The sequence below is a fragment of the Vibrio sp. TRT 2004 genome (assembly GCF_050113735.1).
Classification (GTDB): Bacteria; Pseudomonadota; Gammaproteobacteria; order Enterobacterales; family Vibrionaceae; genus Vibrio.
This window is the reverse complement of record NZ_JBNJOH010000025.1, coordinates 1-14358: the sequence shown is the minus strand read 5'-3', so window position 1 is coordinate 14358 and position 14358 is coordinate 1. Positions and strand designations below refer to the sequence as shown.

The 14358-nt window shown below is 46.1% G+C and carries 13 protein-coding genes; 6 read left to right on the top strand and 7 right to left on the bottom strand.

Annotated features, from left to right (window positions below; genetic code table 11):
• Positions 1-15: 15 nt before the first annotated feature.
• Together kefB and kefG are read right to left on the bottom strand one after the other, a co-directional pair.
• Positions 16-1812, bottom strand: coding sequence for a glutathione-regulated potassium-efflux system protein KefB (gene kefB / locus ACQEXR_RS11495; RefSeq protein ID WP_331427447.1), 1797 nt, complete (start codon positions 1810-1812; stop codon positions 16-18).
• A complete protein-coding gene (gene kefG / locus ACQEXR_RS11490) occupies positions 1802-2389 on the bottom strand; it encodes a glutathione-regulated potassium-efflux system ancillary protein KefG (protein WP_138972768.1) in 588 nt (195 codons plus the stop codon). The genes kefB and kefG overlap by 11 nt, the downstream gene beginning before the upstream one ends.
• Positions 2390-2548: 159 nt before the next feature.
• Between kefG and ACQEXR_RS11485 the strand changes: the two genes are divergently transcribed.
• The 6 genes from ACQEXR_RS11485 (at position 2549) to crp (ending at position 8021) form a co-directional block, all read left to right on the top strand.
• The gene (locus ACQEXR_RS11485; protein ID WP_138972767.1) at positions 2549-4471 is read left to right on the top strand and encodes an ABC transporter ATP-binding protein; all 1923 of its coding nucleotides are present in this window, start codon (positions 2549-2551) and stop codon (positions 4469-4471) included.
• Positions 4468-4947 carry a TIGR02444 family protein gene (locus tag ACQEXR_RS11480; protein ID WP_138972766.1) on the top strand — a complete coding sequence of 160 codons (480 nt, stop codon included), beginning with the start codon at positions 4468-4470 and terminating at the stop codon, positions 4945-4947. The genes ACQEXR_RS11485 and ACQEXR_RS11480 overlap by 4 nt, the downstream gene beginning before the upstream one ends.
• A 9-nt stretch (positions 4948-4956) precedes the next feature.
• Complete coding sequence (locus ACQEXR_RS11475) at positions 4957-5934, top strand: hydrolase (RefSeq protein ID WP_427020375.1); 978 nt, start codon at positions 4957-4959, stop codon at positions 5932-5934.
• Positions 5935-5975: 41 nt separating this feature from the next.
• Positions 5976-6188, top strand: coding sequence for a YheU family protein (locus ACQEXR_RS11470; protein ID WP_138972764.1), 213 nt, complete (start codon positions 5976-5978; stop codon positions 6186-6188).
• An 88-nt stretch (positions 6189-6276) separates the two neighbouring features.
• A complete protein-coding gene (locus tag ACQEXR_RS11465) occupies positions 6277-7146 on the top strand; it encodes a phosphoribulokinase (RefSeq protein WP_138972814.1) in 870 nt (289 codons plus the stop codon).
• Between the two features lie 242 nt (positions 7147-7388).
• Positions 7389-8021 carry a cAMP-activated global transcriptional regulator CRP gene (gene crp, locus ACQEXR_RS11460; RefSeq protein ID WP_004410522.1) on the top strand — a complete coding sequence of 211 codons (633 nt, stop codon included), beginning with the start codon at positions 7389-7391 and terminating at the stop codon, positions 8019-8021.
• 248 nt (positions 8022-8269) lie between these two features.
• On the opposite strand, the gene ACQEXR_RS11455 is transcribed toward crp, so the two are convergent.
• From ACQEXR_RS11455 to ACQEXR_RS11435, 5 genes are all read right to left on the bottom strand, one after another.
• Positions 8270-9061, bottom strand: a complete 792-nt coding sequence (locus tag ACQEXR_RS11455) for a DUF1338 domain-containing protein (RefSeq protein ID WP_427020374.1) — start codon at positions 9059-9061, stop codon at positions 8270-8272.
• A 90-nt stretch (positions 9062-9151) separates the two neighbouring features.
• The gene (astD, locus tag ACQEXR_RS11450) at positions 9152-10609 is read right to left on the bottom strand and encodes a succinylglutamate-semialdehyde dehydrogenase (protein ID WP_427020373.1); all 1458 of its coding nucleotides are present in this window, start codon (positions 10607-10609) and stop codon (positions 9152-9154) included.
• A gap of 38 nt (positions 10610-10647) precedes the next feature.
• On the bottom strand, positions 10648-11667 hold the full coding sequence (gene astA / locus ACQEXR_RS11445) for an arginine N-succinyltransferase (RefSeq protein ID WP_138972761.1): 1020 nt from the start codon (positions 11665-11667) through the stop codon (positions 10648-10650).
• Between the two features lie 105 nt (positions 11668-11772).
• Positions 11773-12987, bottom strand: coding sequence for an aspartate aminotransferase family protein (locus tag ACQEXR_RS11440; protein ID WP_426952974.1), 1215 nt, complete (start codon positions 12985-12987; stop codon positions 11773-11775).
• 401 nt (positions 12988-13388) lie between these two features.
• Positions 13389-13976 (bottom strand): aminodeoxychorismate/anthranilate synthase component II, encoded by a 588-nt coding sequence (locus ACQEXR_RS11435; protein WP_138972813.1) that lies wholly within the window; start codon positions 13974-13976, stop codon positions 13389-13391.
• Positions 13977-14358: the final 382 nt, after the last annotated feature.

Here is a 14358-nt window from a genome sequence, read left to right as displayed (position 1 = left end):
TCTCTCGTTTCACTGTTAATCCCAGAAGTTTTTTGATTGCTGATCGTTTTCTAACTCACGACCAAAAATCTCTTCCAGTTCTTTTCGGGCTTCTTTGGCTCTTTGGGCCAATTGTTTATCATCATTATGCTGAGGAAGCAGCTCTTTCAGCATAGCATTATCAAGTTTTCTAAAGTGAGCTTCCGCTCTCTTTGCCTGATATGGGTGCATACCTAAACTAACGAGAGCCTGTCGACCAAGATCAAGCGCCCCTAAGAAGGTCTCACGGGAATAACTGTCAACACCTTGGCTCAGTAATTGGTATGCCTCAACACGACTTCGTGCTCGGGCTAATAGTTTCAAGCGCGGAAAATGCGTCTGACACAATCCAATAATCTTCATGATTTCATCAGGTGAATCGGTACAGATTATCATTGCCTCAGCTTTATCCGCACCGGCAGCTCGTAATAAGTCAAGTTGGGTCGCGTCACCATAAAATACTTTGTAGCCATATTTACGCAGTAACTTAATCTGGCTCGCATCACTTTCGAGTACCGTCACTTTAATTTTGTTGGCATACATCAGACGGCCGACAATCTGCCCAAAACGCCCAAAGCCCGCAATAATCACTCTTGGCTGCTTGTTGACGACATCACTTTGCAACCTACCCTCAAGTTCGGTGTTAAGTCCTCGTGCATACCAGCGGCTTTGTGCCATCAATAATAATGGCGTCGTGACCATGGATAAACTGACCACCACCAAAAGAAACGCGGTTTGCTGTTGGTCGAGTAATCCTTCACTACTTGCTGCGGTAAAAATAACGAATGCGAACTCGCCACCCTGACTAAGAATTGCCGCCATTTTGCTGCGAGATTTCGCTCGACTACCAGACAAACGCGCAAGTAGGTAAAGAATCAGACCTTTTACAACCACTAAACCAATGACCGCAGACAGCACGGCAATGGGTTGCAAAGCCAACAGACCAAGATTCACCGCCATACCAACAGCGATAAAGAACAACCCAAGCAACAGCCCTTTGAACGGTTCGATGGCAATTTCTAGCTCGTGTCGATACTCACTTTCCGCCAAGAGAACCCCGGCAAGAAACGTCCCCAACGCCATAGACAGACCGAGTTGCTTCATTGATAAGGCAATGCCAATCACAAGCAGTAATGCAGCTACGGTAAAGAGTTCACGTACACCACTGAGTACAACATATCGAAACAGAGGTCTCAGTAGGAAGTGGCCGCCAATTAATAACCCCCCTACGCCTGCAAGCATCCATATCGCATCAAGCCAATCTCCGGCGGTATTCCCAGCTAAGACAGGAAGCAGTGCAAGCATTGGGATCACAGCAATGTCTTGAAATAGTAAGACCGCAAAACCTGATTGACCTGTTTCACTGCCTCCCAAACCTTGCTCTTCAATGACTTTTAAGGCGATAGCGGTGGATGACAACGCGAGTCCCATGCCAATAGTTAAACTGGTTTGCCAAGATGCTCCCACAACATAGGCAACGCTGGCGATGACTGAGGTTGTCACCACGACTTGTGCACCACCTAATCCAAGGATAGGGCCTTTCATTTGAAGCAGTTTTTTCGGATTTAATTCGAGTCCAATCAGAAACAGCAGCAACACCACGCCAAACTCAGCAAAATGAAGAATAGCGTCGACATCTTTGATTAAACCAAGCCCCCATGGGCCGATGGCAACACCCGCCAATAGATAGCCAAGAACGGAACCGAGACCAAGGCGTTGAGCAAGAGGAACAGCAACAACAGCTGCGGTCAGGAAAATAACGCTACTCTGTAGAAAATCATTCTCAAGCGCCATTTTCACCTCCCACCATCTCCGCCACTTCACTCCGAAGTGGATCACTCAGCCATAGGCGGTAACGCTCAGCATGCTGACAACGTTCCATTTCAGACACATTTCGTGCCCAGTACAAGACCAGTGGTTCTATCCAATGCATCTGGCACAAGGCCGCCGTCAATTCAAATGGTTGCAAAATTTCCGATAGCGGGTAGCGGTTATAACCTGTCTTACCGAAAGCTCCTTCTTGGCCCCCCGTCGTGATCACGCTTCGCCAATATTTACCCTTTAAAGCTTCACCTTTACCAAAGGCAAAGCCTTTTCCAATAACACGGTCTAGCCACTCTTTAAGCAACGCCGGACAGGAATACATAAAGAGCGGATGGTGGAAGACAATCACATCATGCTCAGCCAGTAATTTTTGTTCAGCACTGACATCAATAAAGAAGTCTGGATAATGTGCATAAAGATCGTGCACAGTGACGTGATCAAGCGATTCTATTTTCTTGATCATCATTTGGTTAGCCACAGACGTTTGTGACTCAGGGTGAGCATACAACACCAATACCTTGGGCTTATCGGAGGATAGAGTTTGCATTCGTTCGACAGCAATCCTTTTACTGTTTATAGCCTACTAAGCATTATTTATCGTTATCAGTTTGTTATACGTTGTTAGTCGTGATAACGCAATGATCGACATAGCTTGTTAAGTGCCCTACTATTCGACGCAATACGAGTAACGACAAAGCAAAAGATTATGATTACCTTCTCTGGCATCCAGCTTCTTCGCGGTGGTAAACCACTTCTTGAACAAGCTTCAGCAACCATCCAGCCTGGCGATAAAGTCGGTTTGGTCGGAAAAAATGGTTGTGGTAAATCGACACTATTCGCCCTGATCAAGGATGAACTTTCTATTGATGCGGGTAACTTTAGCAAACCCGCACATTGGGAGATGGCTTGGGTAGCACAGGAAACCCCAGCGTTAGAGCGCAGCGCCATTGAATACGTCATTGATGGTGACCGAGAGTATCGCCGTCTAGAATCGGAGTTACTCGATGCTGAGCAAAAAGATCACGGCACATTGGTCGCTGAAATACATGGTCAAATAGAAACCATTGGCGGCTACAGCATTCGTGCTCGAGCAGCGGAGCTCCTTGATGGTCTTGGTTTTAGCCAGCAGCAAATGAGTTGGAACTTAACTCAGTTCTCCGGCGGCTGGCGTATGCGTCTTAACTTGGCACAAGCTCTTCTATGTCGCTCAGATCTACTGCTACTCGATGAGCCAACCAACCACTTAGACCTTGATGCGGTTATGTGGCTAGAACGCTGGCTACAAAATTACCCAGGTACGCTGGTTCTTATCTCTCACGACCGAGATTTCTTAGATCCTATCGTAGGTCGAATCATTCACGTCGAGAACCAAAGACTAAATGAGTACACGGGTAACTACTCATCATTTGAAGAGCAGCGTGCTCAAAAACTGATTCTGCAACAAGCTCAGTTTGAGAAACAGCAGAAGCAGATGTCCCACATGCAAAGCTACATTGACCGTTTCCGCTACAAAGCCTCGAAAGCGCGTCAAGCTCAAAGCCGAATCAAAGCACTGGAGCGTATGGAGAAAGTTCTGCCCGCACAGTTGGATAACCCATTCAGTTTCCAGTTCCGCGATCCTGATGCACTTCCTAACCCAATCATCATGATGGACGAAGTCTCGGCGGGATATAGTGACAATCTGATTTTAGAAAAGATTCGCCTTAACTTGGTGCCTGGTAGTCGAATTGGCTTACTTGGACGTAATGGTGCGGGTAAATCGACCCTGATTAAGCTCCTTTCTCGAGAACTCAAACCTCAAGGTGGTGACTTAACCTACTCTCAAGGGGTTAAGATTGGCTACTTTGCGCAGCATCAGCTAGAAACTTTGCACCCAGAGGAAACCCCTCTGCAACACATGATGCAAATTGCGCCGGACAAAAACGAACTCGAGCTACGTAACTACCTCGGCAGTTTTGGCTTTCAGGGTGATAAAGCACTAGAAAAAGTAGCCCCCTTCTCTGGCGGTGAAAAAGCGCGTCTTGTTCTCGCGCTGATTGTTTGGCAAAAACCAAACCTTTTACTTCTCGATGAACCAACCAACCACCTCGATCTCGATATGCGTCAAGCCTTAACTATGGCGCTACAAACGTTTGAAGGCGCAATGGTCATTGTTTCCCACGACCGCTACTTACTTCGTGCGACAACAGACGATCTTTACTTGGTTCACGATCGCCAAGTGGCTCCATTTGATGGTGACCTAAACGATTACTACAAGTGGCTGACTGAACAACAAAAATCGGAACGCCGTGAAGCGCAAGCACAACAACCAGAGAAAAAGTCTGAAAACAGTGCGGCGGCGAAAAAAGACCAAAAACGCCGTGAAGCAGAATTTCGCAAACAGACTGCACCTATTCGCAAAAATCTGACAAAACTTGAAGAGAAAATGGATAAGTTGGGAGAAGCCTTGGCACAAGCAGAGGCCCAATTATCAGACAACTCACTTTATGACGCCGAAAATAAAGCTAAACTTAACCAAGTACTAGCGCTTCAAGCAGAAAGTAAAAGCTTGCTTGAAGAGGTCGAAATAGAGTGGATGGCTCTACAGGAAGAGCTAGAGCAGATGGAACAGGAGTTCAATAGTCAATGAGTTCAAAGCCCGCCTCAATTTCTCTAACACTCGAACGCTTATGGCAATTTAGCCTACAGTACTATAGCGTGCGAGAAGTAAAAGAGGCGTGCTTACATCTGCAAAACCAATTTAAAGGCAACGTTAACCTGCTGTTGTTACTCAAGTGGCTTGATGAACAGCAGGTCTGCTTTGGCGAAGAGGACTGGCATCGCGTAGAAGAGTGTTTAGGCCGTTCCGAAGCCTTACTTCTGAGCTATAGGGAGTTACGACGTAAGTTGAAGTTCCACCTACCTGATACTCTGTATCGCGAGTCACTCCAATTTGAGTTGCAACTTGAAAAGCAGCAACAATCCGATCTGGTTGACTGTATTAACACCATCGAATTGAGTACGAATCACGCAGAACCCCTGACCTTGCGCTACTGCCGTCAATTAGGTGGCGAACAACTCTATTCAGCCTTTGCCGACCCCATAGACAACATTGCCAACCTGTAGAGAGCCTTTATGACTCAATTTGTTGCTGCTAAAGGATTAACAAATCCTCACCTACAAACACTCGCACCGCGATTTATTCGGAAGAAAGCCTTATTTGAACCCGTCTGGCAAACTTTAGATACGCCTGATGGTGACTTTCTTGATATTGCTTGGAGTGAAAACGTCGATCAGCAATCAAACACTGATAAGCCTATTTTTGTTCTTTTTCACGGCTTGGAAGGCTGTTTTTACAGTCCGTATGCGAATGGTCTAATGGATGCCTTCGCCAAACGAGCTTGGCTCTCTGTGATGATGCATTTTCGTGGCTGTAGTGGTAAGCCCAACAGACTCGCCCGCGCCTATCACTCCGGCGAGGTGGAAGACGCACGCTTTTTCTTAGAGCACCTCAACCAACGTTTCCCAACACAGACCAAGGTCGCGGTTGGCATTTCTTTGGGTGGAAATATGCTGGCCAACTATCTCGCTACCTACAACAGCCAGCCTTTACTCGATGCCGCAACCATTGTTTCTGCGCCACTCGACCTATCGGCCTGCTCAGAACGTATCGAGCAAGGCTTTTCCAAGTTGTACAAAAGCTATTTGCTGTCATCGCTAAAGAAAAGCGCTCTACAAAAACACCATCTGTTAAAAGGCGAGTTGGGATTGAGCTATCAGAATATCAAGCGTGTCACCAAATTGTACGAGTTCGATGACCTTATCACCGCACCTTTGCATGGTTTCAAAGATGCAGCCGATTATTATCACCAGTGCTCAGGGATACATCGACTCAAAGAAATCACGCTGCCAACACAGATCATCCACGCCAAGGATGACCCGTTCATGACCGAAGATGTCATCCCCAAATACGTGCTGCCCGATAACATCGACTATCGGCTGTTTGAACAAGGTGGCCATGTGGGATTTGTTACAGGTAGCGCACTCAAGCCAAGATTTTGGTTAGAAGAAGCTCTGCCTGCCTACTATGAAAGTCTTGCCGCTTCGGCATAATAGCGCGCACAATTCACCGAACATAAAATGAAGAGGTCTTTATGATCGTCCCATGGCAACAAATTGCACCGGAGACACTGGAGAATCTGATACGCGAGTTTATTCTTCGCGAAGGAACAGACTATGGTGATGTCGAGGTTTCACTACAAGACAAAGTTGACCAAATCCACTCTCAACTAGAGTCAGGGGAAGCGGTTGTGGTTTATTCAGAACTGCATGAAAGTGTCGATATCCAACTAAAGAACCGTTTTTGATTTAGAGAACTGCGTACAGTCAATGTCTGCTAAAGCATGTTATAGTGGGCATTGATTCATGGAATGTAACTTACAGACAAGGTTTGTCATGTCCGCTAAACACCCTATTATTGCCGTGACTGGTTCATCTGGCGCTGGCACAACGACTACCTCGGAAGCCTTCCGCAAAATGTTCAATATGATGAACGTTAAAGCCGCGTGGGTCGAAGGGGATAGCTTCCACCGCTTTACTCGCCCTGAAATGGATGTCGAAATCCGTAAGGCTCGCGAGCAAGGCCGTCACATCAGTTACTTTGGCCCACAAGCGAACGACTTTGGTGGCCTAGCCGAGTTTTTCCGTAAATACGGACACGAAGGTAATGGTCAGGTACGTCGCTACCTCCATACGTTTGACGAGGCAGTACCTTATAACCAGATGCCCGGTACTTTTACGCCTTGGCAAGACCTACCAGAAAACTCCAATGTACTCTTTTATGAAGGGCTACACGGGGGGGTGGTAGATGGTGACGTTAACGTCGCACAACATGTCGACTTTCTGATAGGCATGGTGCCGATCGTCAACTTAGAATGGATTCAAAAGTTTGTTCGTGATACTCGCGATCGCGGTCATTCTCGTGAAGCCGTCATGGACTCAATAGTACGTTCAATGGACGACTATCTAAACTATATTACTCCACAGTTTTCCCGAACTCATATCAACTTTCAGCGCGTTCCGACCGTTGATACATCAAACCCTTTAAATGCGAAAGGGATACCGAGTTTGGACGAAAGTTTCGTCGTCATTCGACTTCGTGGTATCAAGAATGTCGATTTCCCATACCTACTGGCTATGATTGATGGTTCGTTTATGTCACGCCACAACACCATTGTTGTACCAGGCGGAAAAATGAGTTTTGCGATGGAATTAATTGTTCGCCCTATCCTGCAACAATTGATAGAAACGGGCAAAATCGGTTAAGGCTCACAACTAGAACACGATTACTTTTCATACCGTGATCATGTGCACAGTTTTGCGTACCAAAAAGCCTGTTGTACCCGATTAAAATCAAGAAATCATGCCAGAAAAAGGATACTATTTGTAACCGACACATAAGTTGGCTTGCAGCATTTATAAAGTGCTCTTATCCTAGTAGGTCTTAATTAAGGCTTAGCTTAAACATGGAAAGCGGCAAGCGTACCCTGCAGAGGAAGTGAGATATTATGGTTCTAGGTAAACCTCAAACCGACCCAACATTAGAGTGGTTCCTTTCACATTGTCATATTCATAAGTACCCTTCAAAAAGCACGCTAATTCACGCGGGCGAGAAAGCGGAAACTTTGTACTACATTGTTAAAGGTTCTGTTGCGGTTCTTATCAAAGACGAAGAAGGTAAGGAGATGATCCTTTCTTACCTAAACCAAGGTGACTTCATCGGTGAACTTGGTCTATTCGAAGAAGACCAAGAGCGTACCGCATGGGTTCGAGCAAAATCTCCTTGTGAAGTTGCGGAAATCTCATTCAAGAAGTTCCGTCAGCTTATCCAAGTGAACCCAGATATCTTAATGCGCCTTTCAGCGCAGATGGCAAGTCGTCTACAAGTGACGAGCCAAAAAGTGGGCGACCTAGCATTCCTAGACGTAACGGGTCGTATTGCTCAAACGCTACTAAACCTAGCGAAGCAACCTGATGCAATGACTCACCCAGATGGCATGCAAATCAAGATCACTCGCCAAGAGATTGGTCAAATCGTTGGCTGTTCTCGCGAAACAGTTGGCCGTATCTTGAAGATGCTTGAAGAGCAGAACCTAATTTCTGCACACGGTAAAACAATCGTTGTTTACGGTACTCGTTAATTTCGATTAGGCACTAAATTATAAAAGCCACCAATGGAAACATTGGTGGCTTTTTATTTTCGAGAATCGAGAAAATTATGGCTTATTGAGGACTAGTTTCGTCAACACCTTTAACCACAAAGCTGTTATCAACTTCTACCCGCCACTATCTTTTGAAGCCCCATCTCGGAACACAGTGTTCTCGAAGGGCGCAGCCCGTTCTAAATGCTCGCAGGACGAAGTCCGGTCTCGACTCTCGCTTCTGCTCTTTACCCGTTAGTGCTTTCGAAGATCTTGTCAGCAGACGCTGCCACAAATCCTGGGTAAAGCTCACCATTAGGCATTGGGTAACGTTTAGCAAACTCGTAGAAGCCTCCAGGGATGATTTCACTACCTTCAGTAAACTGAACCGGCACTTTATCAGCCATTGTTGAAGATTGCTCAAGCAACACTTCTGGCGTGCCTTTTACTTCACCACCAAACTCATTGATAGTAAAGCCGGCAGAGCGCAGATGATCATTCACACCTTTCACTTCATCAAAAGCATTAAGCTGGTTCACACTTACGGTAAAGTGGTTTGCTCCGTAGCCATGTGCCCCTAACCAAGCCGCGTATTCGCTTTCTTTAGCCAGCGTCTGGTAATCCGCATGACTAATATCCCATAGTCGGCCACCGTACAAGAACTCATGACCTTTTAGCTTATCGCTGTCTACTTGCTCTACTAGCTTGGTAACAATCGCTTGAAGTTCACTAGAACACTCATCAACTTTTAGTTCACTGATAAATACTTTTGGCTGTTTTGGATCGGGATGTTCAAAATGTTTCGCCGCGAGCTTTTTGCTTTCAAAAACGTAATCGCCACACGGCTTGTAGCCAGCATCTAGAAAAGGTTGTGCTAGAGTCGCGATACCTAACGGCTCAACGTTGAAAGTACGTAATGCAATATGGTCATTGATCAATGCTTCGTCTTCTTGCAGAAGTTGGTGTACTTTTTCAGCAGAGGGACACAAGCGTTGAATATAGTCATTCCATAACTGCTGGAATAAAACATCTGGCGTCATAACGCCTCCTTGTATAGGGGTTGTTTACGTTCAAAAATGCCTCCTGGCTCAGGGAGGCAAAAAGGGAAATATCTAAGCGAACTTCACGCTCTACAGTTCAACACCTGGGCTTAATGTTTCAGGAAGAAGTGTCTCGCCACCTTCCATCGAAGCCATTGGGTACGCACAGTAATCCGCTGCATAGTAAGCACTTGGCCTTAGGTTGCCAGAAGCGCCTGGGCCACCGAACGGTGCATCACCACTTGCTCCAGTGAGCTGACGGTTACGGTTAACAATGCCTGCACGAATATGGTCAACAAAGTAGTTCCACTCGCTATCGTCTGTCGATACTAGGCCAGCAGATAACCCAAAGCGTGTGTCGTTGGCAAGTTCAACCGCTTTTTCCAGACCTTGGTAGCGTACGACCTGTAGCAGAGGGCCAAAGTACTCTTCATCAGGTAGCTGTGCAATCGCAGTAACGTCAATAATACCCGGAGTAACAAAGGCGGCTTCACCCGCTTTCGCTTCAACCAAACTGACACCACCCAGTGTTTGCAAGTTTGCCTGTGCAGCAAGGATAAAGTCTGCCGCTGCTTTAGAAATCTGCGGCCCCATGAATGGTGCAGGTTCTGCGAATGGCTGATCGACGCGAATCTTATTGGTCGCTTGTACAAGCTTATTGACCAATAGATCACCCTTCTCACCAACAGGAACATATAGGCGACGAGCACATGTACAACGCTGGCCAGCACTAATGAATGCAGATTGAATAATGGTATAAACCGTTGCGTCCAGATCACCGTAATTTTCAGAGATCACCATAGGGTTGTTACCCCCCATCTCTAGAGCCAGCATTTTGCCCGGCTGACCTGCGAACTGACGGTGAAGGATGTGACCAGTATTGGCACTACCCGTAAAGAGAACGCCATCTAGACCTTTAGAATTGGCTAGAGCGATACCTGTCTCTTTCGCGCCTTGGACAAGGTTGATGACACCTTTTGGCAAGCCAACCTGATCCCACAGCTTCATGGCAAATTCACCCGTAAATGGCGTCTGCTCAGAAGGTTTGAATACAACGGTATTACCTGCAAGCAATGCAGGAACGATGTGACCATTTGGTAGATGACCTGGGAAGTTGTATGGCCCAAACACAGCCATCACGCCTAGTGGACGGTGACGCAAAACAATTTGGTTACCCGCAGCTTCACGCTGTGCTTCGCCAGTACGCTCATGATAAGCACGGATCGAAATTGCGATCTTGCCAGCCATTGCTGCTGCTTCAGTACGAGTTTCCCAAATCGGTTTACCCGTTTCTTTCGCGATAATCTGCGCGATTTCTTCGCTGTTCTCTTTTACCTTTTCGGCAAAAGCGAGTACGAAGGCTTCACGTTCTTCAAAACTTAGTTTTTTCCAGCCAACAAATGCATTACGCGCGGCAGAAACCGCCTGTTCAACTTGCTCTGGCGTTGCACTCTCGCCCTGCCAGATTACTTCGTTGTTGTAAGGGCTGGTTGAGTTCATTGACTCACCCAGACCTGCTACCCACTCTCCGGCAATCCAATGTGTCATAATATGTTCCTTCAGATTCTGCGTAATATCTGGCTCTATTACTGAGCCAACATGCGAACGAATTCGCCTTCACCAACTCTCAGCGCGTGCGCCACTTCTGGAGAAAGAATAACTGTCTCTGAAGCTTGGTCATAAGCGGCTTTCGTTGCCGTCGCGCGGAAATCTTCAAACGAAGTGTTTGAGATTAAGTAGTCTTGAGAACTTGAATGTTCCGCGATCGTCACTTTGGCTCGGAAAGAGTGGCGCACCGATTCAATATTGCGCACATCACACTCTACCGTCGGGCCGCCATCGAAGATGTCGACGTAGTTACGGCAAGTAAAGCCCTCTTTCTCTAATAAGCGTAAAGCGGGTTTGGTATTTTCGTGTACTTGACCAATCACTGCCTGTGCTTCTTTGCTTAGCAAGTTGATGTAGATTGGTAGCTTAGGCATAAGGTCAGCGATAAAGCCTTTCTTACCTATACCTGTAAGGTAGTCCGCCATTGTGAAGTCAATGGAGAAGAAATGTTCTTGTAGCCATTGCCAGAATGGTGAGTTGCCTTCTGCATCTGAGACGCCGCGCATTTCAGCAAATACCGTTTTCGAGAAACGGTGTGGATGCTCAGCCATCATTAAAAAACGACATTTAGACATTAAACGACCATTCAAACCACGACGGAAGTCTGGGCGTAAGAACAGAGTACAGATCTCGCTACAACCCGTGTAGTTGTTACCAAATGTCAGCAGCTTCACGACGTTGTTTACGCCTAGCTTAGCTGATGCGTGAACGATGGTACTAATATGGTATGAGTAAAAAGGAACATCCCAACCGATGGACGCTTCGATACCTGTACAACCAGCAACTTCGCCAGTCTCACTATCAAAGCCAACCATTAGATAACCTTCGTCACCCGGTGAGGTTACGTCAGGCTTAGTAAAGCTGTACTCTGAATGAGTAATTCGGTTTTTTAACAGTTCTTCGTTAATTGGTAGAGATGTGAATCCGTGACCAGATTCCACTGCGCACGTGTGCAGCGCATCGTAGTCCGACATTGCGATAGGGCGAACAACCAGCATCGATACTCCCTCCTGATGCAAGTAACTTAAGTTTCGAGTCGAAAAGTAGCGAGTAACGAGACTAGAAACCGCTATCTCGCTACTCGTAACTCGACGCTTTTATTCTTATTTAACTAACGTCGCTAGAGCTTTATCTAGTCGCGCCAGTCCTTCCTTGATTTCTTCTTTAGTGATGACTAGTGATGGGGTGAAGCGAACAACGTTTGTTCCTGCTACCAGCACCATTAGACCTTCTTTGCCCGCCGCAACAAGTACGTCACGAGCACGACCTTGCCATTCATCATTCAATGCCGCACCAAGCAGCAGACCTTTACCACGAACTTCAGAGAACATGTTGTACTTGTCGTTCAGTTTCGCTAGTCCTTCACGGAACAAAACTTCACGCTCTGCAACACCCGCTAATGTTTCTGGTGCGCTCACCACATCCACGACGGCTTCAGCAACTGCACACGCTAATGGGTTACCGCCATATGTAGAACCATGAGTACCCACTTTCAGATGTTGAGCTAGCTCTGTCGTCGTTAGCATTGCACCGATAGGGAAACCGCCACCAAGCGACTTCGCTGTGCTCAGGATATCTGGCGTTACGCCTAGACCTTGGTATGCGTAGAAATGACCGGTACGGCCATTACCTGTTTGTACTTCATCGAAAATAAGTAGAGCATTGTGTTTATCACACAATTCACGAACCGTTTGAACAAATTCATCGGTTGGAGAGATGATGCCACCTTCGCCTTGCAGTGGCTCCATCATGATTGCACACGTACGATCTGAGATATGCTCACGTAGAGCTTCTACATCATTGTATGGTAGGTGTGTAACATCGCCTGGTTTAGGACCAAAACCGTCCGAGTATGCCGCTTGACCACCCACAGTTACCGTAAAGAATGTACGACCGTGGAAGCCTTGTTTGAAGGCGATAATTTCTGATTTTTCTGGACCAAACTTATCTGCTGCGTAACGACGGGCAAGCTTCAGAGCTGCTTCGTTGGCTTCTGCGCCAGAGTTCGCGAAGAATACTTTTTCCGCAAAGCTCACCTCTGTTAGCTTTTTCGCTAAACGCAGAGCTGGCTCATTAGTCATAACATTACTTAAGTGCCAAATCTTCTGAGCTTGATCAGTCAGTGCATTGACCATCGCTGGGTGACAATGACCTAAGCAGCTCACGGCAATACCACCCGCAAAGTCGATATATTCTGTGCCTTGCTGATCCCAAACTCGAGCACCCTCGCCTTTGACTGGAATCATTTCCATTGGGTTATAACAAGGTACCATTACCTCATCAAACAAACCGCGTTCTACTTTATTTTGTTCAGTCATTGCACATTCCCTCTAGATACCGCATGCATAGCGAATATGGTGTCCTTACTTCCAATCAATGAAATAAGATATTGTTTTGCCATTAAGCAATCACGGCATTGTATTTACATTTAATTAACCATTTCAATAGTGATTTATTCTTTTTAGCACCCGATACGGAGCCCAATACTCATCACCTCTGAGTATTTATGCATCACGCTGCGACTTTTATGAAGCAATATATTCTTATAGGTGCGATAAGCTATGGTTAATCATAGTTCGGATAAGGGGTCTAACGTAGGCGAGGTAAAGATCACGCATACTTTTTCACATAATATTCGCGATGGGAAATATGAAAGAAATGTTAAGAAAAGTGATCTAAGTCCGGCTTTGTCTGGATAAGATAAAGAGAAATAGAGCGTTTAAATCGGTTTTCGAGCGAGAAAGTTAGCCAAGATCTGGTGTCCCTGCTCCGTTTTAATCGACTCAGGGTGAAACTGAACTGCATCAATCGGTAAAGACTTGTGCTGGTAACCCATGATCTCATCCATTGAACCGTCTTCGAACTCGGTCCAAGCGGTCAGCTCAAAACAGTCAGGTAACGTTCCGTTTTTCACCACCAATGAATGGTATCGAGTGACCGTCAGCGGATTATTCAAGCCAGCAAAGACACTGCGATCATTATGGCGAATTGGCGAGGTTTTACCATGCATCACCTGACGCGCTCGCACAACTTCACCACCAAACACTTGCGCAATCGCCTGATGCCCCAAGCAAACACCTAGAATCGGTAGCTTGGTTGAAAAGTGTTTGATCGCATCTAAAGAGATACCCGCCTCATTGGGAGTACAAGGCCCTGGAGATATAACCAAATGAGTCGGGGCTAAGGCTTCAATTTCATCAAGGGTGATTTCATCATTGCGCACAACTTTAACCTCTGCACCCAGTTCACAGAAGTACTGGTAAAGGTTGTAAGTAAAAGAGTCGTAATTATCGATAATCAGCAGCATGACTTCAGGACTAGCGTTGACAAATTTAGTGGTTAAGGGCGGGTATTGTGCAATATGAGCAAAGAAAGGCAAGCGTTATCATAAAGGTAATTTCCGACTCAACTACCAATGAAGCGTAAAAGCCCCTACAAGTCGATATGATTTTTATGATGAAAAACGTAGAACAGATTAACCGAGCAGTGTACGTGTCATTTTTTATAAAGTATTGATACAAAGGAAGTTTAATTGCGACACATGTGACATCTATTCAATTGATTTTATATCTGAACTATGGATATAAAAGCGCAAGCTAGGTAACCTTTGAGCCACTCATAAACGATTCAATAGGGCATGGCGTGGGGTATAAAACCGTTGAACTTATCCATTTGATGGCGCACGAATT